Annotated in this window: 25 protein-coding genes and 1 riboswitch; of the genes, 11 read left to right on the forward strand and 14 right to left on the reverse strand. The window is 71.2% G+C overall.

The annotated features are described in order from the left end of the window. The first annotated feature begins 430 nt into the window (after window positions 1-430). The gene (locus tag ACZ4TR_RS05140; RefSeq protein WP_465285818.1) at window positions 431-3,178 is read left to right on the forward strand and encodes an AfsR/SARP family transcriptional regulator; all 2,748 of its coding nucleotides are present in this window, start codon (window positions 431-433) and stop codon (window positions 3,176-3,178) included. 305 nt (window positions 3,179-3,483) lie between these two features. Here ACZ4TR_RS05140 and ACZ4TR_RS05145 read toward each other — a convergent pair whose 3' ends face one another. The 6 genes from ACZ4TR_RS05145 to ACZ4TR_RS05170 all read right to left on the reverse strand — a co-directional run bounded on the left by ACZ4TR_RS05145 (window position 3,484) and on the right by ACZ4TR_RS05170 (window position 8,314). Next, on the reverse strand, window positions 3,484-4,152 hold the full coding sequence (locus ACZ4TR_RS05145; protein WP_465285820.1) for a DUF4190 domain-containing protein: 669 nt from the start codon (window positions 4,150-4,152) through the stop codon (window positions 3,484-3,486). A 306-nt stretch (window positions 4,153-4,458) separates the two neighbouring features. Then, window positions 4,459-5,343, reverse strand: coding sequence for a hypothetical protein (locus ACZ4TR_RS05150; RefSeq protein WP_364516982.1), 885 nt, complete (start codon window positions 5,341-5,343; stop codon window positions 4,459-4,461). Beyond that, the gene (locus tag ACZ4TR_RS05155; protein ID WP_465285821.1) at window positions 5,340-5,816 is read right to left on the reverse strand and encodes a DUF6932 family protein; all 477 of its coding nucleotides are present in this window, start codon (window positions 5,814-5,816) and stop codon (window positions 5,340-5,342) included. Before ACZ4TR_RS05155 ends, ACZ4TR_RS05150 begins: the two co-directional genes overlap by 4 nt. Window positions 5,817-5,872: 56 nt before the next feature. Beyond that, on the reverse strand, window positions 5,873-6,271 hold the full coding sequence (locus tag ACZ4TR_RS05160) for a hypothetical protein (RefSeq protein WP_465286299.1): 399 nt from the start codon (window positions 6,269-6,271) through the stop codon (window positions 5,873-5,875). Window positions 6,272-6,286: 15 nt separating this feature from the next. After that, complete coding sequence (locus ACZ4TR_RS05165) at window positions 6,287-7,027, reverse strand: OmpA family protein (RefSeq protein WP_465285822.1); 741 nt, start codon at window positions 7,025-7,027, stop codon at window positions 6,287-6,289. A 468-nt stretch (window positions 7,028-7,495) separates the two neighbouring features. Further along, on the reverse strand, window positions 7,496-8,314 hold the full coding sequence (locus tag ACZ4TR_RS05170) for an SGNH/GDSL hydrolase family protein (RefSeq protein ID WP_465285823.1): 819 nt from the start codon (window positions 8,312-8,314) through the stop codon (window positions 7,496-7,498). Window positions 8,315-8,566: 252 nt separating this feature from the next. On the opposite strand from ACZ4TR_RS05170, the gene ACZ4TR_RS05175 reads away from it, so the two are divergent. Further along, entirely contained in the window at window positions 8,567-9,229 is a 663-nt protein-coding gene (locus ACZ4TR_RS05175) for a DUF3159 domain-containing protein (protein WP_364516974.1), read from the forward strand. A gap of 109 nt (window positions 9,230-9,338) precedes the next feature. Here ACZ4TR_RS05175 and ACZ4TR_RS05180 read toward each other — a convergent pair whose 3' ends face one another. Next, on the reverse strand, window positions 9,339-10,295 hold the full coding sequence (locus ACZ4TR_RS05180; protein WP_465285824.1) for an N-acetylglucosamine kinase: 957 nt from the start codon (window positions 10,293-10,295) through the stop codon (window positions 9,339-9,341). Beyond that, window positions 10,292-11,338 (reverse strand): SIS domain-containing protein, encoded by a 1,047-nt coding sequence (locus ACZ4TR_RS05185; RefSeq protein WP_364516970.1) that lies wholly within the window; start codon window positions 11,336-11,338, stop codon window positions 10,292-10,294. Before ACZ4TR_RS05185 ends, ACZ4TR_RS05180 begins: the two co-directional genes overlap by 4 nt. 148 nt (window positions 11,339-11,486) lie before the next feature. Here ACZ4TR_RS05185 and ACZ4TR_RS05190 point away from each other — a divergent pair, with 148 nt between their 5' ends. Together ACZ4TR_RS05190 and ACZ4TR_RS05195 are read left to right on the forward strand one after the other, a co-directional pair. Continuing rightward, window positions 11,487-12,242, forward strand: coding sequence for a GntR family transcriptional regulator (locus tag ACZ4TR_RS05190; RefSeq protein WP_364516968.1), 756 nt, complete (start codon window positions 11,487-11,489; stop codon window positions 12,240-12,242). Between the two features lie 42 nt (window positions 12,243-12,284). Continuing rightward, on the forward strand, window positions 12,285-13,841 hold the full coding sequence (locus ACZ4TR_RS05195; RefSeq protein WP_465285825.1) for an MFS transporter: 1,557 nt from the start codon (window positions 12,285-12,287) through the stop codon (window positions 13,839-13,841). A gap of 108 nt (window positions 13,842-13,949) precedes the next feature. Here the strand turns inward: ACZ4TR_RS05195 and ACZ4TR_RS05200 are convergent, their stop codons facing one another. Beyond that, window positions 13,950-14,900, reverse strand: coding sequence for a threonine ammonia-lyase (locus ACZ4TR_RS05200; RefSeq protein WP_465285826.1), 951 nt, complete (start codon window positions 14,898-14,900; stop codon window positions 13,950-13,952). A gap of 207 nt (window positions 14,901-15,107) precedes the next feature. On the opposite strand from ACZ4TR_RS05200, the gene ACZ4TR_RS05205 reads away from it, so the two are divergent. Then, on the forward strand, window positions 15,108-15,794 hold the full coding sequence (locus ACZ4TR_RS05205) for a hypothetical protein (RefSeq protein WP_465285827.1): 687 nt from the start codon (window positions 15,108-15,110) through the stop codon (window positions 15,792-15,794). A 70-nt stretch (window positions 15,795-15,864) separates the two neighbouring features. On the opposite strand, the gene ACZ4TR_RS05210 is transcribed toward ACZ4TR_RS05205, so the two are convergent. From ACZ4TR_RS05210 to thiE, 3 genes are all read right to left on the reverse strand, one after another. Continuing rightward, window positions 15,865-17,496, reverse strand: coding sequence for a hypothetical protein (locus tag ACZ4TR_RS05210; RefSeq protein ID WP_465285828.1), 1,632 nt, complete (start codon window positions 17,494-17,496; stop codon window positions 15,865-15,867). A gap of 11 nt (window positions 17,497-17,507) precedes the next feature. Continuing rightward, the gene (locus tag ACZ4TR_RS05215; RefSeq protein WP_465285829.1) at window positions 17,508-18,707 is read right to left on the reverse strand and encodes an OmpA family protein; all 1,200 of its coding nucleotides are present in this window, start codon (window positions 18,705-18,707) and stop codon (window positions 17,508-17,510) included. A gap of 186 nt (window positions 18,708-18,893) precedes the next feature. Next, window positions 18,894-19,553, reverse strand: coding sequence for a thiamine phosphate synthase (thiE, locus tag ACZ4TR_RS05220; RefSeq protein WP_465285830.1), 660 nt, complete (start codon window positions 19,551-19,553; stop codon window positions 18,894-18,896). Window positions 19,554-19,584: 31 nt separating this feature from the next. Further along, window positions 19,585-19,690: riboswitch (TPP riboswitch) on the forward strand. Between thiE and thiO the strand changes: the two genes are divergently transcribed. The 5 genes from thiO (at window position 19,685) to ACZ4TR_RS05245 (ending at window position 22,463) form a co-directional block, all read left to right on the forward strand. Further along, complete coding sequence (gene thiO / locus ACZ4TR_RS05225) at window positions 19,685-20,761, forward strand: glycine oxidase ThiO (protein ID WP_465285831.1); 1,077 nt, start codon at window positions 19,685-19,687, stop codon at window positions 20,759-20,761. It overlaps the preceding riboswitch by 6 nt. Then, on the forward strand, window positions 20,761-20,961 hold the full coding sequence (gene thiS / locus ACZ4TR_RS05230) for a sulfur carrier protein ThiS (RefSeq protein WP_364452293.1): 201 nt from the start codon (window positions 20,761-20,763) through the stop codon (window positions 20,959-20,961). Before thiO ends, thiS begins: the two co-directional genes overlap by 1 nt. 1 nt (window position 20,962) lies before the next feature. Beyond that, window positions 20,963-21,721: a thiazole synthase gene (thiG, locus tag ACZ4TR_RS05235; RefSeq protein ID WP_364528830.1), complete on the forward strand. Its 759-nt coding sequence runs from the start codon at window positions 20,963-20,965 to the stop codon at window positions 21,719-21,721. 97 nt (window positions 21,722-21,818) lie between these two features. Beyond that, entirely contained in the window at window positions 21,819-22,277 is a 459-nt protein-coding gene (locus ACZ4TR_RS05240) for a MarR family winged helix-turn-helix transcriptional regulator (protein ID WP_364528833.1), read from the forward strand. A gap of 57 nt (window positions 22,278-22,334) precedes the next feature. After that, window positions 22,335-22,463 (forward strand): hypothetical protein, encoded by a 129-nt coding sequence (locus ACZ4TR_RS05245; protein ID WP_364528836.1) that lies wholly within the window; start codon window positions 22,335-22,337, stop codon window positions 22,461-22,463. Between the two features lie 10 nt (window positions 22,464-22,473). Here the strand turns inward: ACZ4TR_RS05245 and ACZ4TR_RS05250 are convergent, their stop codons facing one another. Then, window positions 22,474-23,277: an ion transporter gene (locus ACZ4TR_RS05250; RefSeq protein WP_465285832.1), complete on the reverse strand. Its 804-nt coding sequence runs from the start codon at window positions 23,275-23,277 to the stop codon at window positions 22,474-22,476. Between the two features lie 59 nt (window positions 23,278-23,336). Further along, the gene (gene thiD / locus ACZ4TR_RS05255; protein WP_465285833.1) at window positions 23,337-24,164 is read right to left on the reverse strand and encodes a bifunctional hydroxymethylpyrimidine kinase/phosphomethylpyrimidine kinase; all 828 of its coding nucleotides are present in this window, start codon (window positions 24,162-24,164) and stop codon (window positions 23,337-23,339) included. Between the two features lie 111 nt (window positions 24,165-24,275). Here thiD and ACZ4TR_RS05260 point away from each other — a divergent pair, with 111 nt between their 5' ends. Then, on the forward strand, window positions 24,276-25,286 hold the full coding sequence (locus tag ACZ4TR_RS05260; protein ID WP_465285834.1) for a phosphatidylinositol-specific phospholipase C domain-containing protein: 1,011 nt from the start codon (window positions 24,276-24,278) through the stop codon (window positions 25,284-25,286). Window positions 25,287-25,319: the final 33 nt, after the last annotated feature.

Here is a 25,319-nt window from a genome sequence, read left to right on the forward strand (position 1 = left end):
GTTGGAACTCTGTTTCCCGCTCACGAGCCGGTGGCCCGGCGGTGACCGGCCCGATGCGCTTTGTTACCGTGTCGCCACCGCGCGGGCGTGTGGCTCGCGCAACAAACGTCTTCGCTGACGACCGGCGGGTGCTTCGCTCGGGGTGAGCCCACCCGCCCGGTCGCCGGTGGTGACGGACGGGCGGACCGCGCCCCCTGGCGGCCCGGCCGGGAGTTCCACCACGACCCCGTACCAGCGGCTCGGGACCGCCGGTACGGGGTCGTGGCATGTCCGGGGTGACGGATCGCCGGTGGATGTCGCACCGCGTCCCACTCGGCGCTGCGGAATCCGCAGAACCGCCAAAACTCCTGGTACCGGCCCTGCTCGACAACCGGTCACCACGGTAGGTTGATTTCGCGGCGAGGGAGACCCCGGGGAGGTGGGCGCGAGCATGGCCGAAACCCGGTTGCAGCTGCTCGGGCCCGTCCAGCTCTTCGACGGCGACGTCGCCGTCCCGATCGGCGGTCCCGGCGTCCGCGGCCTGCTCGCCCTGCTCGCGCTCAAGGCCGGCAAGGTCGTCGGGCTCGACGAGATCATCGACGCCCTCTGGGGCCACGATCCGCCCGCCACCGCCCGGACCATCGTCCACGGCAACGTCTCCCACCTGCGGCGGATCCTCCGGGACATCGACGGCCCGAGCATCCTGACCACCCCGCCGGGCTACCGCCTGGCGATCGAACCCGACCGGATCGACGTCCACCGGGCGCGCAGCCTGCTGGACCGCGCGTCGCAGGCCACCCCCGACGTTGCCGCCGCGCTGCTGGCCGAGGCGCTCGCGCTCTGGCAGGGCCCGGCGCTGGGCGGGGTGCCCGACTCGCTGCGGGCGCCCGAGCTGGAGGACCTGCGTCTCGCCGTGCACGGCGCCCGCGTCGACGCCGACCTCGGCCTCGGCCGGCACGCCGAGCTGATCGTCGAGCTGAGCCCGATCGTCCGCGCCGACCCCCTCGCCGAGCGGACCGCCGGCCAGCTCATGCGGGCGCTGTACCACGCCGGGCGCCGCGGGGACGCGCTCGAGCTGTACCGGACCGTCTCGCGCGCCACCCTCCGCACCCTGGGTGTCGAACCCGGCGCCGAGCTGCGCTGGCTGCACGAGCGCGTGCTCAACGACGACCTCCCGGCGCGCACCTCCGCCGTCCCGGCCACCGCCGAGGAGCCGGGCAAGCCGATCTCGCAGCTGCCCGCCGCGGTGCCGAGCCTCGCCGGGCGCGCCGACGAGCTGGCCTGGCTCGACAGCCTGGTCACCCGCGCCGAGGCCGGCGAAACGACGATCGCGATCGTCACCGGGACCGCCGGGGTCGGCAAGAGCTCCCTGGTCGTGTGGTGGGCGCACCGGGTCGCGCCGCGGTTCCCGGACGGCGTTCTGTTCGCCTCGCTGCGCGGCTTCGACCCGCACCACCCGCCGCTGGAGCCCGCCGAGCTGCTGACGCAGTTCCTGCTCGGCCTCGGCGTCGAGACCGCGAAGATCCCGGAGCTGCTGCACGAACGCGTCGCGCTGTACCGGTCGCTGATCGCCCAGCGGCGGATGCTCGTGCTGCTCGACGACGCCCGCACCGCCGAGCAGGTGCGCCCGCTGCTGCCGCCGAGCGCGCGGACGATGACCGTGGTGACCAGCCGGTCGCGCCTCGACGGGCTGGCCGTGTCGAACGCGGCCAAGCAGCGCGTGCTCGGCACGCTCGCGCCGGACGACGCCGTCCGGCTCATCGAGGAGCTCGCCGGTCCGGCCGACCTCAACCACGCCCTCGCGCGGCTCTGCGGCTACCTCCCGCTCGCGCTCCGGATCGCCGGCGCGCGGCTTTCGGCGAGCGCCCAGCGCACGGCCGAAGAGCTGGTCGACGAGCTGGGCAACGAGCGCACCCGGCTGGCCGGGTTGCAGGTCGACGGCGCCGAAGAGGGTGTGCGCGCCGCCTTCGACGTCTCGTTCCGCGGTCTGCCCGGTGAGATCGCCGAGACGTTCCTGCAGCTCGGCGCGGTGCCCGGCGTGCTGGTCGGGCCGCACCTGATGGCCGCGGTGGCGCAGATCCCGGTCGTCGAGGCCCGGCGGCGGCTGCGGGTGCTGGCCGCGCACAACCTGATCGCCGAGACCGCCCGGGACGTCTTCGTGCCGCACGACCTCGTCTGGCTCTACCTGCGGGAGCTCGCGGAGCAGGAGCTCGGCGAGAAGGAACGCGACGAGGCGTTCGGCTGGACGGTCCGCTACTACCAGGCGGTGGCCGACCGGGCGCGGCGCCGGCTGGGCCACGTCGCCGACCCGCTGGACTTCACCGGCGTGCTCGCCGACGAGGCGATGCCGCCGCTGACCGGCTTCGACGAGGCGCAGGACTGGTTCGCGGCCGAGTGGCCGAACCTGCTCGCGGTCCTCGACGCCGCCTACGCGGCCGGTCGCCACGACGACGCCTGGCGGCTGGCACTGCTGGGCCACACGTACCGCGTCGCGTGCCCGCTGCCGGACGAGTGGTCGCGGATGGCCGACCTCGGCGTGGCCGCCGCCGAAGCCGCGGGCGACGTCGCCGGCCAGTGCTGGCTGCGGCTCGCGCGGTGCGAGATCGCGTTGACGTTCGAGCTGCCGGGCGCGGGTCTGGCCGACGCCGAGCGGGCGCTGGAGCTGTCCGCGCGCGTGCCGGACGCGGCGCTGAGCACGTCGGCCGGCCTGCAGCTCGGCCGCGCCCTGAGCCGGCGCGGCGAGCACGAGAAGGCCATCGACCGGCTGACGCGGGCGATCGCGGAGGCCCCGGACGTCACGCTGCGCGGGCAGGCGCTCAGCAGCTGCGCGCAGGCGGAGAAGCGGGCCGGCCGCCTCGCCGACGCGCTCGCCCACCAGCTCGCGGGGCTGGCGATCGACCGCTCGCTCGGCGACGACGACCGGGTGGTCGTCTCGCTGGACAAGCTGGCCGGGCTCAGCCTCCGGATCGGTGACCTGGAGGCGGCGGAGCGGTACGTCTGGGAGGCGATCGACCTGGCGATCAGCCGCGAGTTCGCGGCCCGCGAGGGCGCGCTGCGGCTGACGCTGGGCCGGGTACTGCGGGCGCGCGGTGATCTCGACGGTGCGCGGGAGCAGTTGGCGTTGTCGGTCCGCATTTACGAGCGGGTGCATCCGAAGCTGGTCGGTGAGGTGCGGACCGAACTCGCCGAACTGCAGTGAAGATTTCGCGCGACAACTTTCCGGCGGTGATCCACATTCGTGGCGAGAATGCCGGTTGCGAATGGATCACGACGCGGCTCCGGCGGTGAATCCTCAGTGGATTCTTAGTGCCCCCGGACGGCGTCCGCGTAGGTTCGGCAGTGCCGGCTGAGCCCTAGGGGAGGGGCAGGCTGAGACGCCGGCGCCGGGCCCCGTGCGGGAAACCCCCGCCGGGGCCGGGAGCCGCCAGGAGCGGCTCGTGGCGGCCCGGCCGGCCGACGTGGGGGTGGGCCGGCCGGTCGCCAGGCTCGGCGGAAACCCGCGGCTCAGCCCACGTTCGCCGTGCAGAGCGCGATCGTCGTCCCGCTGTTTTCCGCGACCTTCTTGCCGTCGACCAGAATGGCGCAGCTGATTATGTTGTTGAGCTGCGCATTGCGGGTGTCCGCGGTCAGCGTCAACAGGTAGGAACCATTGTTGAAGGACGCCGCGCCCTGCCACGCGTCGGTGCTGGCGGGCGCGTTTTCCGTCCGCTGGTCCGACAGGCTGCCGTACCGCACGGTCGCGCCGCCGGCGGAGGTCACCTGGAACGTCACGGAGTGCTTGTCGCCGGCCACCGCGGGCAGGTGCAGCCCGGACTCGCCGCCGCCGAGGAAGGTCGAGTACAGCAGCATCCCCGCCGTCGTGAGCAGCGCCGCGACCGAGACCGCCGCGGCGGTGATCGCCAGCCCGCGGTCGCCCGCCGTGCCCTTCTTGACCTGGACCAGCCCGATGACCGCCAGAACCAGCCCGATTCCGGCCAGCGGCCACGCGACGAACTCGATATCCGGGACGAACGCGACAACCAGGGCGGCCACGCCGAGCAGCAGGCCGACGATCGCGAGGATGTTCCGCCCGGGCTTCGCGTTGGCCTGACGACGCTCCGTGGCCGTCACCGGTGGCGCGGGCCGTCCGTGGCGCGCGGTGGCCGGCGGCGGGTACTGCGGGTCGGTCATCATGCGAACCCCTTCGGGTGGGAGTGCGACGACGTTAACCCATAAGAGTGCCCGCGAGCGAAATTGTTACATTCTGGAAAAAGTCATTGTCCCACCGTTTTGCGCCGGGTATCGGTATTTCCTGACAACGCGCGCAGGGTGTGGCCCGGTGATCAATGGGAAGAATATCGGAGTTCCCACTGTTCGAGGGTCGGTTTGCCGACCTCACGGCAGGTAGCGTAAATACCGCACGAGCGTCCGGGCACCGCCGTGAGGCCTACGACGACCGTCGGTATCGGCGTTCAAGACGAAGGTCGTATATCGGACTTCTCAGTCGAAAAGGCTGACCTCGGGAGTGATTTCGAGGAGTTCGAAAACGGGCCGGCCGCGGCGGCCGTCGATCGTCGTCGTCCGCACGACGCGCAGCCGGGCCGTCACCGGGCGGTCGAGGTTCTCCTTGATCTCGTCGAGCAGGTCCGGCGCCACCGCGCCCTGGATGGTCCCGCCCGACTCGCGGTCGAGGTAGAAGATCCGGCGGCGGGTGCGGACGCCGTCGAGCCGCCCGCGCACCGTCTCGTAGCCGACGGCCTCACGTGACTCCCGGAGGCTGCCCTGGAGGATCCGGGCCTGTTCGGTGGTCATGCTGCGGGTGACCTGCTCGCCCGCGGTCGGGGTCAGCGCCATGCCGATGCCGGCGTTCTTCGCGACGGCGTTGACGATGTCGCTCACGGCGTTGCGGACGGTGTCGCGCTGCAGCAGCACGGCGTCGAGCGCGCCGTCGTCCGAACCGTTCGCCGGCAGGAAGTCGCAGAGCTCCTTGACTGCTCGTTCCGACAGCGTCTCGATGCCGTCGACGATCAGCGCGTCGTCGGAGACGTCGAGCTCCGGGAAGCCGAAGAAGATCGCGTTGCCCGCCTGGCCGCGCTGGATCAGGGGCGCCTTGTCGCGGTCGGCCTGCTGGACCTGGGTGACCTCGCCGGACGGGTTCCGGATGATGTGCCCGATCTTCGCCGTCGCGTCCTGCAGCGCCCGGCTGATGTCGGAGAAGGTGTACGCGTCGATCGTCTGCTCGCCGATCACCGAGACGTGCAGCAGCGGCGACCGCGAAGTCCGCTCGAACTTGGCGTTGGCCGCCATCGCCGAGGCGCGCGCGAGGTCGTCGAGCCACGTGCCGCCGGGGATCTCGTCGGCGATGCGCCGGAACTCGTTCCTCACCAGATCATCTCCGGGTAGCCCTTGCCGCCTTCGGCCCAGACCTCGGCCCAGACGTCTTCGTCGCCGGGACGGCACAGGAAGCCGTCCAGCATGCCCCCGACCGGCTGCACCTGGTCCAGGTACATCGCGGGCTGCCCGACGATCACGCCGCGCAGGGTGAGCAGGCCGTACAGCGCCGACCGGCCGGCGTCGTCGAGCCGCTTCAGCGCGCCCCACTCGTCCGGGATGAGGACGACGTCGAGGCCCTGCGGCGGGTGCGCGGTGCGCGTGACGAGCTCGCCGCCGATCCAGGCGCGGCCGGACGAAATGATCCGGCGGGCCACGCCGAGGTAGCTGTTGAGCGCGCTGAACAGGATTTCGCGGTCGTTCTGGTGCGGGGCGTCGAAGACCAGGCGTTCGTAGACGTCGGCGAGGTCACAGGGGTGGCGGCCCGGCGGCAGTACCTGCTGGGGCGTCCAATGGGGGAGCGCCACGCCACCCCTCCTCAGGCCTCGCTCACAGTGCGTAGCCGAACTTACCAGGATGGGTGTCAGCCACCGCGTCCAGGCTGGTGCGGCCACTGCGGGGTGACCTCGTCGGCCTCCGGCCAGGCGGGTTCCTCCTCGGTGGGCCAGTCCTCGTCCTGCGCGCCGCGCTGCGGCGGCAACGGGAGCCGGCCTTCGCGGTGGCCCACGGGCTCGGGTTCTTCGTCGTCGTGGACGCTTTCCGGCCGGTCGGTCCCGGGCTGCATCCAGGCCGCGGGGATGAACTGCGTCTGCTCGGTGGCCAGCGGTTCGGGCTCGGGCTCGTACGGTGCCGGCTCGTACGGCTCGGGTGCGGGGTCGGCCTTGGGGCGTTGGGCGGTGCGCAGGACGAGCCACGAGGTGAGCGCACCGAGGGCGAAGGCGATGATCAGCCACAGCCAGATCTGCCCGAACAGCCACACCATCTGCTCACTCACCCCTCAAACGACTGTGATCTCGACGCGCCGGTCCTCTTCGCCGCCGGTGGCGGGCCGGGCGTCGCCCAGCCCCCGGTAGGTCACGCGCTTGGCCGTCAGCCCGTTGGTGGTGAGGATCCGCGTGACGGCCCTGGCACGGTCCCGGGAAAGCTTCAGCGCGCCGCTCGCGCTGCCGGACCCGCGGGCGGCGTGGCCGGTGACGCGGTACCGGAAGGTGCCGGGCGACTTCGTGAGGGCGATCGCGACGGCGCGGGCGGCCTGTTCGCCTTCGGGGGTGAGCCGGGCGGTGTCCGGCACGAAGGTGATCGGCGCCTCGACGAGCATCCGGTCGATCTCGGCTTGCACGCCGGCCTTGTCGGTGGGCGGCGGCGGAGCGGTGGCGCTGGTGGTCGGAGGTGGGCTGCTGGTGCTCGAGCTGGGGGCGGGGGTGGTGGGTGCCGGGCTGCTCGGGGCCACGGGGGTGACATCGCCTTGGAGCTGGGCGGCCCGCACGCCGTCGACGTTCTGGACGACTTCGAGGGCCCTCAAGGCCTGGTCGGGCGCGAAGCCGCTGAGGGTGGCGTCCCGGCCGTCGAAGGTGACGTTGCCGTTGCCGAGGCCGGCTTCAACGAGCGCGGCCTGGGTGTCGGCGGTGAGGTCACGCTGGATGTTCCCGCCCTGAGCCCAGGTGACGACCCCCGCCAGCAAAGCGGTGACCAGCACCGCGATCGGGACCACGAGGATCCAGCGACGACCACCGGACATAAGGGGACTGTAAGCCGGGCGACGCGGGTTGGCGAGCTGGGGAAGAGTGGTCGTCCACAAGTTGTCCCCAGGGGAGTCGACATGTGGACAACTGACGGGCCGGTGATCGTTTCAGCACTTTGCGTCGGGGGTGGCCGATACGATGGACTCGGGGCAGCCCCCTTGGGAGCGGCGGGGGATGCTTGGGGGCGGGGCTTGGTGGGCGGCAAAGTCACGGGGTGCGGTCGGCTCGGTGGTGGCGGCCTGGGTGTCTTGAATGACTCATTCATGGCGTCGGACGCCGTGAATGAGTCATTCACGGCGTCGCGGCGGGCGGCCACGGAGCGGCGGGGGACTCAGCCCGGCCTGGTCACGGAGGTCATGAACGACCCGCTCACCTCGTCCGGCGACGGGAAAGAGTCGTTCATGACGTCCGCCGCCCGGCCCGTGAACGGCAGTGGATCCAGGGCCCAGGAGACCCGGCGGACCTCAGCTGGCCTGCTGCCGGGCCTGGGCGTTGTCCGGCACCTCGAGAACTTCCAGCGGAACGAACGGCGCGAGCTCGGGCCGCTTCGGTGACAGCCCGTCCCCCATGGACTGCCCCCGCAGCTGCCGCCGGATCCACGGCAGCAGGTGCATCTTCGTCCACGTCAAATCCGATCGCCGCGAGTCGATCCAGCGGCTCGGGACCAGCTCCGGGGGCCACGGCTCACGCCAGTCGCCCTCGATCGGCATCCCCAGGACCTCCGCCGCCTTCAGGGCGATGCGCCGGTGGGCCTCCGGGGAGAAGTGCAGCCGGTCGTCGCTCCACGCGCGGCGGTCGTGGAGGGGCGCCATCGTCCACAGGTCGACCACGCGGGCGCCGTGGCGTTCCGCGATCGCCCACAGATGAGTGTTGTAGATCCCCACCTTGCCGCGCAGAACCGACATCACGGACAGCACCTTCGTGTCCGGGCCGTTGAAGATGAGCACCGGGATCCCCGCCGCGCGCAGCTTCGCGACGCCCTCCTCCAGGCGCTCCGCCACCGCGTCCACGTCCGCCCCCGGGACGATGATGTCGTTGCCGCCCGCGCACAGCGTGACCAGGTCGGGCTTCAGCTCCAGGGCGATCGGCAGCTGTTCGTCCATGATCTCGTCGAGCATCTTGCCCCGCAGGGCCAAGTTCGCGTACTGGAAACCGGGCCGGCCGGCCGCCAGGATCTCGGCGAGCCGGTCGGCCCAGCCGCGGAACGAGCCGTCCGGCAGCCCGTCGTTGAGCCCCTCGGTGAAGCTGTCCCCGATCGCCACATAGCTGTCGAATCCGTACACGTTGGGTCCCCTTCCCGTCCTGCGACCGACTCCCCGACATGTAGTTGTACACCACAACTAACCATCCGGGCCCCACCGGTGTTCAGCCTGCGGTAACAGTGTCTTATCTTGTCGGCCTTCTCCGCCTCTCTATTACGTAGTCTTCACCTTCTCCATGCCGTGAGACAGCACACTCGAAGGCAATCACCAGACTCTTGTGGCGAACATCTCCCTGCTTGGAGCCTGCGCGGCCGGATCCGGCACGCTGGACACGTGTCCGCAGAACCCCGCGAGTCGCTCGCGCAGATCCTCGGTGGCCGCCGGGGCGCGCTCGACGCCAGCATCCCGCCCGCCGGCTTCGTCGTCGGCTGGCTCGCGGCCGGGCAGTCCATCGCCTGGGGGGCCGGCGTCGCCATCGCGGTCGCCGTGGGCCTCGGGGTCTACCGCATGGTCCGCGGCGGGAAGATCCGCGCGCTGGTCGTCAGCCTCGCCGCCGTCGTCGCGGCCGCGCTGATCGCTCTGCACACCGGCCGGGCCCAGGACTTCTTCCTGCTGCAGCTGATGTCCAATGTGGCCAGCGCGCTGCTCTGGGCGGCCAGCATCGTGATCCGCTGGCCGCTGCTCGGCGTCGTCGTCGGCCTGGTGCTCGGCCAGAAGACGCGCTGGCGCCGCGACCCCGTGCTGCTGAAGGCGTACTCGCGCGCCAGCTGGGTGTGGGTGTTCGGCCAGTACACGCTGCGGGTGGTCGTCTACGGCCTGCTGTGGTGGTCCGGCCAGGTGATCGCGCTCGGCGTGGCCCGCACGGTGCTGTCGTGGCCGCTGGTCGCGCTGACTGTCGCGGTGAGCGGCTGGGTGCTCTACCGGGCGTTGCCCCCGGAACACCCCGGTCTGCGATTGGCCCCGGAAACCGCTCCGGACGACGTACCCAGGACATAAGGCGGCCCCCGGCGAGGGGGGAGGGTCCGGGGGCCGATGACTACGTTACCCGGCCGACCGGGGTTCAGTCGACGTTTTGGCGTCTTCCCGTCGTGTTTTACTCAATTTTTTAGGGAAATACTGGTCTAGCCACCCCTTCGCCGAAGGCGTCCAAGGCCGCGAGCCAGGCTGCCCCGAGCACCCCATCGGAGCTGGTCAGCACCTCGAGCCCGGCCAGTCCGCGGCGCACGAGAGCGCCGACCGGGCTGGTTCCGGTGAGCACGGAACCCACGAGCACGACCGGGGTCGACTCGCCGGGTTCGCGCGCGGCGAGGGCGTTCTCGACCAGAAGTTCAGCCGCCCGGGTGACGATTTCGCGTGCCGCGGGCTCACCCGCGTCGTGCGCCGCGCTCACCAAAGGGGCGAATCGGGCGAGCCGCACTGGCGCTTCGGCGTTGGCCGTCGTGATCAACGCGCGTGACGCCGCGAGCCGCTCCGCGTCCGTCCGGACGTCCAAACCGGACAGTCCGAGCGCGGCGGCGAGCACCGCCGACGGCAACCCGTCGAGGGGCCGGTCGCGCCCGAGAGCCTCCAAAGTGGATCGGACGGCTTCGCGGCCGAGCCAGAAGGCGGATCCTTCGTCGCCGAGCAGCCAGCCGTAGCCGCCCGCGGTGCCGGCCAGCCGGCGCTTGCGGATCCGGCCCGCGATGGAACCGGTGCCGGCGACGAGCACGGTCCCGTCCGGCGCCGAGGTCGCGGACGCGTACGCCACTTCGGCGTCGGCCACGACCCGGACGCCGGTGAGCCCGATCCGCGCCCACGCCGCGTCGAACACCGCCGCCACGCGCACGTCGCTGAGCTTGCTGACCCCGGCCATGCCGACGACGGAAGCGCGCACGTCGCCCGGATCGCGCGTGCCCAGCGCCGCGGTGATCGCGTCGGCGATCCGGCCGGCCGCGACTTCCGGCGTGTGCGCGTTGGGGTTGGCGCCTTCGCCGCGCCCGGTGCCCAGCACCGCGCCGGCGGCGTCGACCAGTGCGGCCCTGGTCGACGTTCCGCCGGCGTCGACGCCGATCGCGTAGCTCACCTCGTCTTGGTCACCTTCAGCAGGCCGCGCGGGCTGTCCGGGTCGCCGCCGCGGGCGAGCGACAGGCCGAGCGCGATCCGCTGGATGGGCAGGATCTCCAGGATCGGCGCCAGCTCCTCGGCCGTCGGGGCGACGTCGATGCGCAGCGCCGCCGGCACCTCCGAGGCGGCCGAACCGACCGCGAGGACGTCCGCGCCGCGCTTGCCGACGGCGTCGAGGACCTCGTGCATCGCCAGGCCGCCCTGGCCCTTGCTGGTCACCGCGAGCACGGCGGTCTCGCCGTCCACCGCCGCGACCGGGCCGTGCAGCAGGTCCGCGCCGCTGTACGCGCGGGCGGCGAGGTAGCTGGTCTCCGCGAGCTTGAGCGAGCCTTCGAGCGCGGTGGCGTAGGAGTAGCCGCGGCCGGTGGTGAGGACCCGGTCCACGAAGCGGTACCGGTCGACCGCGCGCTGGACGCCCTCGGCGGCGCCGTCCAGGGTCTGCCGCGCCAGCTCGCCGATCTTCTCGGCGTCGGCGGCCTTGCCGCCGCGCACCGCGTCGATCAGGAGGTAGAGCGCCATCAGCGTCGCCGAGTACGTCTTGGTCGCGGCGACGGCCTTCTCGACGCCGGCGCCGATGTCGACACCGAGCTCGGACGCCGCCCGCAGCGGCGAGTCCGGCGTGTTGGTGACGGACACCGTCAGCGCGCCCTGGCGGCGCGCCGTTTCGGTGACCTCGATCAAGTCAGGGGAGCCGCCGCTCTGGCTGACCGTGACGAACAGCACGTCCCGCAGATCGGGCCGCGCGCCGTACAGCGTCGCCGTGGACGGGGAGACAAGACCAGCCGGAAGGCCGAGCAGTACCTCGATCAGGTACTTCGCGTACAACGCTGCGTGGTCGCTCGATCCACGCGCGGCGAGCAAAGCGAAGCGCGGAGGCCGTTGTGAGATCTTTTCCGCCACCTCGGCGATTTCCGCCTGACGCCCCACCAGTCCGGCCAGGACGTCCGGTTGCTGGTCGATCTCCGCGGCCATGTGCTCGCCGGGCCGTTGTTCGGTCATCATTTTCCTCTCCACCTCCGGCATTATGTACCGGACTCAGGCGGCGTCGGTCAGGTCTAGACCAATCTTAGTGGGGCGGCGCGTTTGGGGAAAAGGGTACGTTTCTTACGGGGACGTGGCGCGCAATGAGGGAAGACATAGGGAGTCGGGCATGTTGGAGACCACCACCACGGGCGAGGCGGGCGCCGTCGCCGGGATGCGCGGGCAGCGCGAGCCCAAGTACTGGGCGCTGAAACAGCACCTGCTCGACCTCTTGGACGTACTGCCGCCCGGTTCGCCGATCCCGACCGAACGCGCGCTCGCCGGGGAGTTCACGGTTTCCCGCACCACCGTGCGCCAGGCGCTGGCCGACCTCACGGCCGAGGGCCGGCTGCACCGTGTGCAGGGCAAAGGCACTTTCGCGGCCGAACCGAAGCTCGCGCAGCGGCTGCAGTTGTCGTCCTACACGGAGGACATGCGCCGCCAGGGTCTGAAGCCGTCTTCGAAGCTGCTGGAGCTCGAGGAGCTGCCGGCCGAAGGCGACCTCGCGAAACTGCTCGGAATCCGCACGGGCGCGAAAATTCTTCGCCTTCGACGGCTTCGACTGGCGGACTCGCAGCCGATGGCGCTGGAGACTTCGCACCTGCCGGCCGGCCGATTCCGCGGGCTGCGCAAGCACGTCTCGGCGGGCGGTTCGTTGTACGCCGTTCTACGCGAGTATTACGGAGTGGAACTGGAGCGCGCCGAAGAGTCGATCGAGACCTCGCTCGCCGGTCCCGAAGAGGCGGAGATGCTCGGCGCGGACGTCGGCATGCCGGTGCTCCGGCTGACCCGGCACTCGTTCGCCACGGACGGCAAGCCGGTCGAGTACGCGCGCTCGGTCTACCGCGGCGACCGGTACAAGTTCGTCACCACGCTGATGCCGTGACCCGGTGTTGACGGCGATCACCCCGCACTGTGAAGTGGCGGGGTGACTGCCACCGAAGACACCGGGATCCAGTGGGGGACGCACGCCGCCCGCGGCGTGCTCGCCACCACCATCCTCGGATCGGGCATGGCGATGCTCGACGGCACCATCGTCAACGTCGCCCTGCCCCGCATCGGCGCCGAGCTGAACGCCTCCGTCGCCGGGCTCCAGTGGATCCTCGACGGCTACCTGCTGGCGCTCGCCGCGCTCATCCTGGTCGCCGGCTCGCTCGGCGACCGGTACGGCCGGCGCCGCGTGTACCTGATCGGCGTCGTCTGGTTCGGCGTCGCGTCCGGCCTGTGCGCCGCCGCCACGTCGACCGAGATGCTGGTCGCGATGCGGATCCTGCAGGGCATCGGTGGCGCGCTGCTGACCCCGGGGTCGCTCGCGATCCTCCAGTCGTCCTTCGCGCACGACGCCCGCGCCCGCGCGATCGGCGCCTGGTCGGGCCTCGGCGGCATCGCGGCGGCCGCCGGGCCGCTGCTCGGCGGCTTCCTCGTCCAGGTCTGGTCGTGGCGGCTCGCGTTCCTCATCAACGTGCCGATCGCGATCGCGGTCGTGCTGATGGCCCGGAAGTTCGTCCCGGAGTCCCGCGACCCGGAGGCGACCGGGCACCCGGACTTCGGCGCCGCCGCGCTCGGCGCCATCGGCCTCGCCGGGGTCACCGGCGCGCTGGTGGAGGCGCCGGCGCGCGGCATCGGCGACCCGATCGTGCTGGTCGCGGGCGTGCTGGGGATCGCCGGGCTGACCGCGTTCGTCGTCGTCCAGCACCGCTCGCGCGAGCCGCTGGTGCCGCCGTCGCTGTTCCGCGACCGGACGTTCACCCTGGCCAACGCGCTGACCTTCGCGATGTACGCGGCGCTCGGCGGTGTGATGATGCTGCTGGTCATGCAGCTGCAGGTGTCGCTGCACTACTCGCCGACGGCGTCCGGGCTGGCCGGGCTGCCGCTCACGGTGATCATGCTGCTGCTCTCGGGCCGTTCGGGCGCGCTGGCCCAGCGCATCGGGCCACGGGTGCAGCTGGTGGTCGGCCCGATCGTCGTCGGCATCGGGATGCTGCTGATGCTGCGCATCGCGCCCGGCGCGTCCTACCTCGGCACGGTGCTGCCCGCGGTCGTCGTGTTCGGGCTCGGCCTGGCGACGGTGGTGGCCCCGGTGACGGCGACGGTGCTCGCCGCGGCCCCGGACCGCTACGCCGGCGTCGCTTCGGGGGTCAACAACGCGATCGCGCGGTCCGGTGGGCTCTTGGCTGTCGCGGTGCTGCCGGCGGCGGCCGGGTTGACGGGCGAGGCGTACGCCGACCCGGTGGCGCTCACCGCGGGCTGGCGGATGGCGCTGGTCATCTGCGCGGCGCTGGCGATCGCCGGCGGGCTGATCGCGCTGGGCATCCACAACGGGGTCCTCGAGCCCCCTTCCGAACCGCCGTCTGCCGACGGGTTCCCGGGCCAGGCGTCGGCCTCGGCCTCGGACGAGTGCCCCCACCTGGGCGAGTGCTACCACTGCGGAGTCGAGGGCCCGCCGACGCACATCCGCCGCGGGTCCCCAGTCGCCGGCTCCTGACCTGACCTGGTCCCCAGCGCCCCAATGTGGCGTTGGGTGCGTCAGACGCACCGAACGCCACATTGGGTGCGTTGGACGCACCGAAGGCCACATTGGGGCGCTTGAGTCCTAGCCCGCGAGGATCTCGGCGAACAGTGCCGGGTCCGCGTTGCCGCCCGACACGATCGCGACCGTGCGGCCGGCCGGCAGCTCGCTCGCGTGGAACAGGTACGCCGCCGTCGTCACCGCGCCGCTCGGCTCGGCGACCAGGCGGGCCTTGCGGGCGAGGGTGCGCATGGCCTCCCGGATCTCGTCCTCCGAGACCGTGACCATGGTGTCGACGACCTCCCGCAGGTGCGCGAAGGTCAGCTCGGACGGCTGCGCGCGCAGGCCGTCGGCGATCGTGCGGGCGCGGTCGGCCTGGGGCCAGTCGACCTGACGGCCCAGGCGCAGCCCCTCGGCCGTGTCGCCGGCCAGCGCGGGCTCGACGCCGATGACCTTCGCGCGCGGCGCGCGGGCCTTGATGGCGGTGCCGACGCCGGAGGCCAGCCCACCGCCGCTGACCGGCACCAGCACGACCTCGACGTCGGGGAGGTCCTCGGCGATCTCGAGGCCGGCCGTGCCCTGCCCGGCGATGATGGCCGCGTCGTCGTAGGGCGGGACGAGGGTCAGCCCGCGTTCGGCGGCCAGTTCGTGCGCTTTGCCCTCGTGTTCGCCGATCGGCACCTCGATCACCTCGGCGCCGTACCCGCGCGTGGCCTCGACCTTGATCCGCGGCGCGACGTCCGGCACGACGATCACCGCGGGCACTCCGTACTGCTGCGCGGCGTAGGCGACTGCCTGCGCGTGGTTGCCGCTCGAGTAGGCGATGACCCCGCGGGAACGGCTTTCCTCGTCGAGGGCGCCGATCGCGTTGAACGCGCCGCGCACCTTGAACGCGCCGACCGGTTGCAGGCTTTCGGGTTTGAGCCACAGGGTTCCGCGGGGATCCCACGTCTGGAGCAACAGGGGCGTGCGCACGGCGACACCTTGGACGCGCTTCGCCGCGGCCTCGATGTCAGAGATCGTCACCAGTTCCATGTGCCGAGTATGTCAAGAAAACGTTCGATCAGCACTGTCTATTATGGACAGTCGGAGTGGCCCTCCTCACGTCGTGGCAACGTGGGGAGTCCTTCGCGCGCCCTACACGTTGGACAAGGGGAGAAGACTCACTACCGGATCGGGATCATGAGCAAGGAGAACGCAGCGGCTTCCGAGTTGGACACAGCGAAGGAAGAGAAGTCAGGTTTGAGGATCGCGCAGGTGCTGGCGACGGCGCTCGCGGCGGTGACCGCGGCGCTGCTGGGGTCGACGCTCGGCGTGGCGGGCACCGTGGTCGGAGCCGGCGTCGCGAGCGTGGTGTCGACGGTCGGCGGCGAGCTGTACCTGCGCTCGCTGCAGCGCACACGCGAGGCGGCGCTCAAGGCGCGTCAGCTGGCGACGTCCGGGATCCGGCGGCGGGGGCACGCCGGGCCGGAGGTGCCGATCACCGACCAGCCGACCGTGCAGCTGGCCAAGCCGCCGGAGGAACCTTCACGGCTGTCCGCGCGGCTGCGGAAACTGCGCTGGCCGTTGATCATCGGGACGAGCGTGGTGGCGTTCGCGGTGGCGATCCTGGCGGTGGTCGGCGTCGACGCGGCCACCGGCGGCAAGGTGGCGGGCGGCACGGGCGCGAGCATCGGCAAGATCTTCGGCGGCGGTGCGGGGAGCAAGGATCCGGCCCCGTCGACCAAGCCGACGACGACCGGCACCGACGACACGCAGGTGTCCCCGAGCGAGACCCCGTCGACCCCGACGGACACCACGAGCCCGCCGACCACGTCGAGCACGCCGACGACGACCCCGAGCACGACGACCCAGCAGCCGTCGACCTCGGCCCCGGCCACGACGACCCCGCCGACCAGCAAGGGCGTGACGGCGACGCCGACCCCTTGACGTCCACGCTGTGACGTCCTGAAGGGCACCTTGGGGGACTTCGAGTCCCCCAAGGTGCCCTTCATGGCTTTCAGTACAGCGGCGAGATCCACTCGATCAAGGCTTGTGCGGTCTCCGTCGAGGGGAGAGCCACAGCCGGCGCGAACCACGCGGTCGTGACTGTCGCCACGGCTGTCGCCAGTGCTCCGGCGAGCATCAGCCGGTGCGGCGGTTTGGGCCGTTCGGGAATCTCGACAAGCGCGCGACCGATGATGACCACTTTGTTGCCTTCCGGCCGACGGGCCGGCGACACGGATTCATGCTGCTCGCTCGCCTGGTCAGCGGTGATTTGGGGTATCCCGGCCGAGGCGGCCGGGTTGAAGATCGAGCCCCGGTCGGCGAGCCACTGGTTCACGATGTCGAGCCGGGCCAGCAGCGCGTCACGCTTCGCAGACGGCCCCTTCGCTACGGGCTGTGCCCGCCGGATGAAGTCCTCGTGGTCAAGCTCGCCCGGGGGCAACCCGAACCAAGTCCAGGCGAGCTCGACTGCGCGTCGGTAGTCCGCCAGGGTCAGCTCGCGGAGAGTGGCGGCGTGGTTGGCCAGCACTTCCGCGGCGGCCAGCGCGTTGTGCGCGGCCTCGCGTTCGCTCGACACCCGGCCTCGTGCCCGCTTGAACCGCCCACTGATTGCTTCGAGCGCGTCGCTCTCGATCTGCAACCGGTCGCCCAGCAGGTTCCCGCGGCAGTACAGGCGCGCCATCTGGACCACGACGCAGCCGAGGACCAAGCCGATCACGATGCCGAAGAGGGTCGCCTCGTAGAACGGCAGCTCGGCTTGGCGGCCGAGCCAGGCGACCCGGACTCCTCCCACCAAAGCCACACCGGCGGCGACGCCCACCAGAGCGTGGTAGCCGTGCGAGTACTGCCGGTCCGCTTCCGCGATGTCGTCCGTGGTGGGCGCGGCGTTGTCGCCGAGGAGCCGGCTCGTCAGGGGGCGATTGTGATCACCCGCCGCACCGCGGCGGTCCACGCTGAGCCGTTCAGCGTCGACGAACGTGCGGGCTGCCCATTCGATGGCCAGCACCTGGAGGCTCACCATACCGACGCCGATCGCCCAGCGGAACGTGTTGTCGGCACTGCCTTCGAACGACAAGTTCAGCAGCGGCTTCCATAGCAGCAAAGCGTCCATCACCCCCAGCAACGTGGCGGCGATGAGGCGCCAGCTCTTCTCCCAGCTGTGCTGGGTGTGGCGGGCGTCACCTTCGGAGCTGCGTTGCCGGGCCAGCGCCTCATCCCGCTGATGGATCGCCTGCATCTGCCAGCCGTCGAGTTTCTCACCATCGGGTCCGGTCACGAGCTCGTGCATGATCCCGCTCGCGTGCTCGATCGTGTCGACCGCCTCGGCGATATGCTTCGCTGCCTCGACCTCTTGGGCAGCGGCACGGTCGTCGGTGCGAGCCGAGTAGTCGAGAGCCACCGCCTGGCATGTGGCAGCCGCGTTGTGGACCGCGCCGGCGGCCGCGTCGGCCAGCGGCCGGTCGTGATCGGGGCTGCCGGTGCTCGGGTCGATCACACTCAAGTACGTCTCGACGGCCGCCGACCAGACTCCTTCATCGGCGATCCCGAGCGCCATGGCGGCCGGGCGGGGCAGGTCCTGCTTGTGGAAGGCTCCCTTCGGGAGGCCTGGGTAGGCGTCCAGTGGGAGTTCGGGCGTTTCGGTCACGGATTCTCCGTTCAAGGACGGTCGATGAGCTTGATGACGACGACGCGTTGGGCGGGCGACATCGCGTCCTGGTCGGGTGCGGCGAGCTGGTCGAAACCGACACCGGTGGCGTCGATGTCGCCGGGTGGGATCCCCTGTTCGCGCAGCAGGGCGGCGATCGCCTCCGCGCGATCGGCGGATGTCTTGCGGGCGCCCGCAGCATCACCGAACTTGGCGCAGTAGCCGGTGACGACGATCCGGCTCTGCCCGTTCTTGGCGCGATACTGCTGCGCGGCTTGCGCAGCCGCTGCTGCAGCGGCGGGCCGATCGATCAATTCCGCGCTACCGGGGACGAATGCGGCGTTGTCGATCCTGGGCTCTTCCGGATCGGGCACCGGGGGTAGCGGGACAAAAGGAGTGATCGGCGGGACCTGGGAACTGTCCGGCCAGGCCGGGGACGTCCCGTTGTCGTGCACTGGTTCATCGACGTCCGCGCCGAGCCGTTCGCCGAGCGCCGTCACGAACTTGCCGCGCCACGATTCCGACCTCGGGTCGAGGGGCCGCTGTTCTTCGCCGACGGGGGTCAGTAGCACGACGTGGAGTTCGACACCGTGTAGGTCAAGGTCCTTGAGCGGGGTTTTCATCAATTCGTCCACCGCCTGCGCCGGTTCCGCTCCAGCGCTCAGCGACGAGATGGTGAGCGGATCCGTCGATCCGGTCAGCACCGTGCTGGTCAGCCACGCCTCGGCGTGCCCGGCGCGTTCGGCCTCGTCCGCGGCCGCGTGAAGGGCGGCGTACAGGGAGAAACCGGTCTTGCTGACGGGCACCTTTTCGAGTCGGCTCCGGACACTCTTGAGGAGCTGGTCCACATTGGACTTCTGCTGCTTGGTGTCGGCGACCTTGCCGTTGCCCCGGTCGAGGTCGAGTCCTTCGGCGTCCGCGACGGAGATCGCCTGCTCGCCGACGGCGTAGGCGCTCAGCCGGCCGCCGCCCTCGGCGCCGACCGTCCTGATTCGATCACGGAGAACGCGCGGAATCGTACCCGGTGCGCGGTTGGTCTTTTCCGCGAGCCATACGAGATCTGTGCTTGACGCCGTCGGCTGGCACTGGCTGAGGACGATCAGAAGGGCGACGAAAGTCAGAATCACGCCGGCGAAGGAAAGCATGATTTTGTTGCCCTTGGTCAGGGTCATTCTCGGTCGGGCGGTGCTTTCTTCGGGTTCTTTGTACATCGTCGCGAATCCTCCGTGCGGAACCAGTTGCTGAGGTTTCGAGGTTCCGCACGAGGGTCGCTGTTCGGCCGAACGCCGTTACTCCGTGCTGTATGCAGTTGGCCCGATCGGGTAAACCTGACGTGCGCAGGATGAAGATCTGATTTCGGCCGTAACAACTGCGCGGGTTCGACCGAACCCGTTCTTTCAGGGGAGGCGGGCGCGCAGCTCGCGAGCGGCGGCTTCGGGGTCCTCGGCCTCGGTGATCGCCCGGACCACCACGATCCGCGACGCCCCCGCCTCCAGCACCTCCGGGAGCCGCGGACCGTCGATGCCGCCGATCGCGAACCAGGGCCGCGAGACGGCCGAGGCGGCGACGGAACGGACCAGGTCCAGCCCGGGCGCCGAACGTCCGGGTTTCGTCGGCGTCGGCCAGCACGGGCCCGTGCAGAAGTAGTCCACCCCCGGCTCCGACGCGGCGGCCGCAGCCTGCGAAACCGAGTGCGTCGAACGGCCGATCACCACGTCGTCACCCAGGATTCGCCGGGCCAGGGGTACCGGGATGTCGTCCTGGCCCAGGTGGAGCACGTCCGCACCCACCGCCAGCGCCACGTCCGCCCGGTCGTTCACCGACAGCAGCGCACCGTGGCGGGCGCACGCCTCGGCCAGTACCTCCAGCGCCGCTATCTCTCCCGCGGCTTCCAGCGCGCCGGTCTTGTCGCGCAGCTGGATGATGTCGACGCCGCCCGCCAGGGCCGCGTCGGCGAAGGATGCCAGGTCGCCGCGGGTCGTGCGGGCGTCCGTGCACAGGTACAGGCGCGCGCTGTCGAGGCGGGCGCGGATCTTGTCACCGGAGAGGGCGGGCATAGCGGCGACCGTACCTCCCGAGCTAGGGTGGGGTGGTCCGCACGGGAGCCCGAAGCACGGGCTGAGAGGGAGCTGCCGCTCCGACCGTGGAACCTGATCCGGGTCATGCCGGCGCAGGGAGCGTGATTCCCATGACGAACACCTTGGCCGTCGTCGGCGGCGGCGTGATCGGCCTGTCCGTCGCGTGGCGCGCCGCGCAAAGCGGGCAGAACGTCACCCTTTACGACCCCGAACCCGTTCGCGGCGGCGCGTCCTGGCTGGCCGGCGGCATGCTCGCCCCGGTCACCGAAGCCTGGCCGGGCGAGGAGGACGTCCTCGCCCTCGGTGAGGAGTCGCTCAGGCGCTGGCCCGGCTTCGCGAGCGACCTCGCCCAGGAGGGCGTCGACCCCGGGCTGGCCGAGCACGGGACCCTCGTCGTCGCTTTCGACAGCGCCGACGCCGGTCACCTCGACATCCTCGCCGGCCATCTGCACTCGCTCGGCCGCGCGGCCGAACGGCTGACCGGCCGGGAGGCCAAGCGGCTCGAACCCGGCGTCGGCTCCGTCCGAAGTGGACTCCACGTGCCCGGCGACCTGGCCGTGGACAACCGGAAACTCCTCCACGCCCTGTACGCGGCCTGCCAGGAGCGCGACGTCCGGTTCGTCCGGGAACGCGTCGAACGCATCCCGGACGCCGGCGCCGTCGTGCTCGCCGCGGGCGCCTGGACCGGCCGGCTGCACCCGCAGCTCGCCGACGCCGTCCGCCCGCTCAAGGGCGAGATCCTGCGCCTGAAACCCCGCCGCGGCTGCCTGCCGCCGCCGGCGCGCACCGTGCGGGCCGTCGTCGAGGGCCGGCCGATCTACCTCGTCCCGCGCGGCGACCAGGAGCTCGTCCTCGGCGCGACGCAGTACGAGGCGGGCTTCGACCGGGCCGTCACCGCGCGCGGCGTCCGCGAGCTGATCGAGGGCGCCGAGCGCGTCTTCCCCGCGATCACCGAGTACGAGCTCGTCGAGACCGCCGCGGGCCTGCGCGCCGGCAGCCGGGACGTGCTGCCGTACATCGGCGTCCTGGACGACGGCGTCTTCGCCGCCACCGGGCACCACCGCAACGGCCTGCTGATGGCCCCCGTGACCGCGGACGCCGTGGTCGCCTGGCTCGAGGGTGAGAAGCCGCCCGAAGGCGTCGAAGCGGCTTCACCCGCCCGCCTGCACCAGAAGGAGCACGTGTGATGGAGATCAAGCTCAACGGGAAGTGGACCGAGTTCCCGGACGGCGCCACCGTCGCCGACGTCCTCGACGCGTCGGGCGGGCAGCGGCCCGGCATCGCCGTCGCGGTCGACGGCGTCGTCGTCCGCCGGAGCGACTGGCCCACCACCGCCGTGCCCAAGGGTGCCGGCGTCGACGTGCTCACCGCCGTCCAGGGAGGCTGAAATGGACGAAGAACCGCTGGTCATCGGCACCTGCAAGCTGACGTCCCGGCTGATCATCGGCACCGGCGGCGCGGCGAACCTCGCCGTGCTCGAACGCGCGCTGGTCGCGTCCGGCACCGAGCTGACCACCGTCGCCATGCGCCGCGCCGACGCCGAAGGCGGCTCCGGCGTCCTCGAGCTGCTGAGAAGGCTCGGCATCGAGCTGCTGCCGAACACCGCGGGCTGCCGCACGGCCGCCGAAGCCGTGCTCACCGCGCAGCTCGCGCGGGAGGCTCTCGGTACCGATCTCGTCAAGCTCGAGGTGCACGCCGACGACCGGACGCTGCTGCCGGACCCGTTCGAAACCCTCGACGCCGCCGAACGGCTGGCCGCCGACGGGTTCACCGTGTTCGCCTACACGAACGACGACCCGGTGCTCGCGCTGCGCCTCGAGGAGGCCGGCTGCGCCGCCGTCATGCCGCTGGGCGCGCCGATCGGCACCGGCCTCGGCATCCGGAATCCGCACAACATCGAGCTGATCGTCTCGCGGGCGGGCGTGCCGGTGATCCTCGACGCCGGAATCGGCACGGCGTCCGACGCGACACTGGCGATGGAGCTCGGCTGCGACGCCGTCCTGCTGTCCACCGCCGTCACCCGGGCGACCGACCCCGAACGGATGGCCGCGGCGATGCGGTCGGCCGTCGTCGCCGGTCACCTGGCCCGGAGCGCCGGGCGCGTGCCGCAGCGGTTCTGGGCGCAGGCGTCGAGTCCACCCCGGTGAACCCGGGTGCCTTAACGCCGAACGTGCACGGCGAACCCGTAAGGTTGACGGCACTTTCCGGCGCACCCGCGCACGCGTGAGGCATAAGGAGCCAGCCGTGACCAGCACCTCCGTCCAGGACGTCTCGGGCAGGTTGTACCTCGCCGTCGGCAGGCTGTCCCGGTCCCTGCGGCAGGCCGGGGTGCCCGGCCCGGGCCACGGCGCCATCTCGGCCCTCGCGACGCTGGTCATCTCCGGCCAGCTGCGCCTCGGCGACCTCGCCGCGAAGGAGGGCGTCGCCGCGGCGACCATGTCGCGGATCATCGCGTCCCTGGTCGAGGCGGGGTACGTCAGCCGCGAGTCCGACCCGGTCGACCGCCGGGCGTGGCTGGCGAAGGCGACCGAAGAGGGCGAGCGGCTCGTGTCCGGCGTCCGGTCGACGCGGGTGCAGGAGCTGAACCGGCGTCTCGACCGGCTGACGCCCGAGCACCGCGAAGCCCTGACGGCGGCGCTCCCGGCGCTGGAGGCGCTGATCGCGGATGATCAGGACCCGCCTCGGGTGTCGCGCGCCGGCTGAGCGGGTACCCCCCGCTACGACGGTCGACCGTAGACCGGAACACCTGGGGAGGTAAGCGTGGTGGAATCGACGCTGGCCGCAATTTGGTTTCCCGACGGCCCCATGGGCGGCGTGCTCGTGGTGATCGCTCTCGTGGCCGTGATCGGGGGAACCATCATGGGCCGCCGGGCCCGGAAGAAGCCCTGATCGCGGACGGCTAAGCCGCGTTCTGCCGCAGTTCGGCGAGCTCCGCGCGCAGGGCGCGCAGCTCGTCGAGGATCTCCTGGTTCGCGGCGGCCTGGGTCTCGGCCTGCTTCGCCTCTTCCTCGCGGATGTCCTGGCGCAGCTCGTCCTCCATGCCGCTGACGACCACGGCGATGAAGAGGTTCAGCACCGCGAAGCTCGACACCAGGATGTAGACGACGAAGAAGATCCAGGCCATCGGCGCCTGGACCATGATCTCCTTCGCGATGTCCGGCCACGCTTCGCCGGTCATCACCTGGAACAGCGTGAACAGCGAAGTCCCGAGGTCGCCGAAGTTCTCCGGCGAGATCACGCCGAACAGCTTCGTCGCCATCACGCCGGCGACGAAGATGATCAGCGCGAGCAGCGCGGCGATCGACGCCATGCCGGGGATCGCCGCGAGCAGCCCGGAGACGACCTTGCGCATCGACGGCACGACCGAGATCAGCCGCAGCACCCGGAGCACGCGCAGCGACCGCAGGACGGCGAACGGCCCGGTCGCCGGGATCACCGCGATGCCGACGACCAGCAGGTCGAAGACGTTCCAGTTGTCGCGGAAGAACGCGCCGCGGTAGGCGTAGAACTTTGCGAGCAGCTCGGCGACGAAGATGCCGAGCGCGATGTGGTCGAGCGCGTGCAGGAGCGGGCCGTAGCCGTCGACCAGCGACGTCGACGTCTCCATGCCGAGGGTGGCCGCGTTGAACACGATCACGGCGATGATGAAGTTCTGGAAGCGGCGGTCCTCGAGGACCTTCGCCACCCGCTCGCGCCCGGTCAAGGCCGCCCCCTGCTCAGTTCAAGGATGAGTAAACGCAGGGATCGTAACCGGGCGAGTGCTCAGTGCTCCTCGGGCGCCAGCCGCCAGAAGGCCGAGACCGGGCCGACCTTGGCTCCCATCGGGTAGGCGTGCTCGACCGCGTGCGAGACGAACCACTTGCCGTACCGCGCCGCCTCCACCACGGACATGCCCTTGGCCAGGCCCGCCGTCAGCGCCGACGCCATCGTGTCGCCCGCGCCGTGCGTGTGCGGCGTCGCGTACCGCCGCCCGGGGAGCTCCACGAACGTCGAGCCGTCGAACAGCAGGTCCACGCACTCGGGGTCGGCCTGCAGGTGGCCGCTCTTCACGAGGACATAGCGAGGCCCCATCCGCTGGAGCACCACGGCCGCGGTGTGCATGCCTTCGCGGTCCTTGACCGTCATGCCGGTCAGGAGCCGGACCTCGTCCAGGTTCGGCGTGAGCACCGTCGCGCGGGGGAGCAGCTCGTCGCGCAGGGCGTGCAGGCCGGCGTCGTCGAACAGCGGGTGGCCGTGCATCGAGGCCGCGACCGGGTCGACGACGAACGGGATCTCCTCGTCGCGCCCGATCCCGGCCTGGTCGCACGCGGCGGCGACCGCGTGGATGATCCCGGCCGAGGCCAGCATGCCCGTCTTGGCCGCGCCGACGCCCATGTCCGCCGCGACGGCCTCGATCTGCCCGGCCACGATGTGCGGCGGCAGGTCGGCGCGGTCGTGCACGCCCAGCGTGTTCTGCACGGTGACGGCGGTGACCGCGACCAGGCCGTGGACTCCGCAGGCCAGGAAGGTGCGCAGGTCCGCCTGGAGCCCGGCGGCACCGCCGGAGTCCGATCCGGCGATGGTCAACGCGGTGGGCGGGCTCGTGGTCATTCTCTTCCCGACTTCTGGTCTAGGCCAATCGGCCGCTTTTGCTTCATCAACAGTCCACCACGGTGGCACATTGTGTGGGCTACTCACCAGTTCATGGGCGAAGGAGCCTGGATGAAGCTCTTCTCGGCGGCGTTCCTCACGGCAGCTCTCGTGCTCTCCGGGGCGACCGCGGCCAATGCGGACAGCCCGAAGCTCTCCCACGTCACGACGGTCGGCGTGCACAACACGTACGACCCCGCGGCCTACGACTACCTGGCCCGCGCGCTCGACGCCGGGTCGTCGCTGATCGAGCTCGACGTCTGGCCGGACTTCTTCACCCACGAGTGGAAGGTCAGCCACTCGAACCCGCTGGGGAACAACAACAACTGCGTCGCGGCCACCTCGGCGTCGCAGCTGTACACCGGCGGGAAGAACAAGAACCTCGAGTACTGCCTCGACGACATCCGGATCTGGCTGGCCGCCCACCCCGGGCACACGCCGATCACGCTCAAGCTCGAGATGAAGACGGGCTTCTCGGACAACACGGGCATGGGGCCGGACGAGCTGGACGCGACGTTCCGCTCGCACCTCGGCAGCGTCGCGTTCCGCCCGGCCGAACTGCTCGGGAGCTACGGCACGCTCGACGACGCGGCCAAGGCGGACAACTGGCCGTCCGTGGACGCGTTGCGGGGCCGGGTGATCACCGAGATCATCCCGGGCACCGTCGAAGAGCAGAACCCGACCGACACGCTGAAGACGGACGTCGAGTACGCGAAGTACCTGGTCGGGCTCAAGAACGCGGGCAAGCTCGGCGACGCGAACATCTTCCCGACCGTGCACGGCGCGGCCGGCGGTGACCCGCGGGACAAGTACGCCGCCGACCTCAAGCCGTGGTTCGTCGTGTTCGACGGCGACGCGAACGCGTGGGTGACGCAGACCGGGCCGTGGTGGTACGACGCCAACCACTACTACGTCGTGATGACCGACGGGCAGAACGTCGCGCCCGCCATCGACGCGCACAACCCGACGGTCGACCAGGCCAGCCAGCGCGTCGCCGACCTGGCGAAGCAGCACGCGTCGGTGATCACGTCGGACTGGACCGGGCTCACGACGGTGCTGCCCCAGGTGCTGCCGCGCGGCTGAGTGAGCGGTCGTGAGTGAGAAACAGTGTTAGAA

This window comes from Amycolatopsis sp. NPDC028719 (assembly GCF_055565395.1).

Excerpts from the sequence above, each read along its gene's own strand:
- ACZ4TR_RS05140 (WP_465285818.1), top strand. The coding sequence starts at position 431 with ATGGCCGAAACCCGGTTGCAGCTGCTCGGGCCCGTCCAGCTCTTCGAC.
- ACZ4TR_RS05145 (WP_465285820.1), bottom strand. The coding sequence starts at position 4,152 with ATGATGACCGACCCGCAGTACCCGCCGCCGGCCACCGCGCGCCACGGA.
- ACZ4TR_RS05160 (WP_465286299.1), bottom strand. The coding sequence starts at position 6,271 with ATGGTGTGGCTGTTCGGGCAGATCTGGCTGTGGCTGATCATCGCCTTC.
- ACZ4TR_RS05165 (WP_465285822.1), bottom strand. The coding sequence starts at position 7,027 with ATGTCCGGTGGTCGTCGCTGGATCCTCGTGGTCCCGATCGCGGTGCTG.
- ACZ4TR_RS05185 (WP_364516970.1), bottom strand. The coding sequence starts at position 11,338 with ATGATGACCGAACAACGGCCCGGCGAGCACATGGCCGCGGAGATCGAC.
- ACZ4TR_RS05190 (WP_364516968.1), top strand. The coding sequence starts at position 11,487 with ATGTTGGAGACCACCACCACGGGCGAGGCGGGCGCCGTCGCCGGGATG.
- ACZ4TR_RS05200 (WP_465285826.1), bottom strand. The coding sequence starts at position 14,900 with ATGGAACTGGTGACGATCTCTGACATCGAGGCCGCGGCGAAGCGCGTC.
- ACZ4TR_RS05215 (WP_465285829.1), bottom strand. The coding sequence starts at position 18,707 with ATGTACAAAGAACCCGAAGAAAGCACCGCCCGACCGAGAATGACCCTG.
- thiE (WP_465285830.1), bottom strand. The coding sequence starts at position 19,553 with ATGCCCGCCCTCTCCGGTGACAAGATCCGCGCCCGCCTCGACAGCGCG.
- thiO (WP_465285831.1), top strand. The coding sequence starts at position 19,685 with ATGACGAACACCTTGGCCGTCGTCGGCGGCGGCGTGATCGGCCTGTCC.
- thiS (WP_364452293.1), top strand. The coding sequence starts at position 20,761 with ATGGAGATCAAGCTCAACGGGAAGTGGACCGAGTTCCCGGACGGCGCC.
- thiG (WP_364528830.1), top strand. The coding sequence starts at position 20,963 with ATGGACGAAGAACCGCTGGTCATCGGCACCTGCAAGCTGACGTCCCGG.
- thiD (WP_465285833.1), bottom strand. The coding sequence starts at position 24,164 with ATGACCACGAGCCCGCCCACCGCGTTGACCATCGCCGGATCGGACTCC.
- ACZ4TR_RS05260 (WP_465285834.1), top strand. The coding sequence starts at position 24,276 with ATGAAGCTCTTCTCGGCGGCGTTCCTCACGGCAGCTCTCGTGCTCTCC.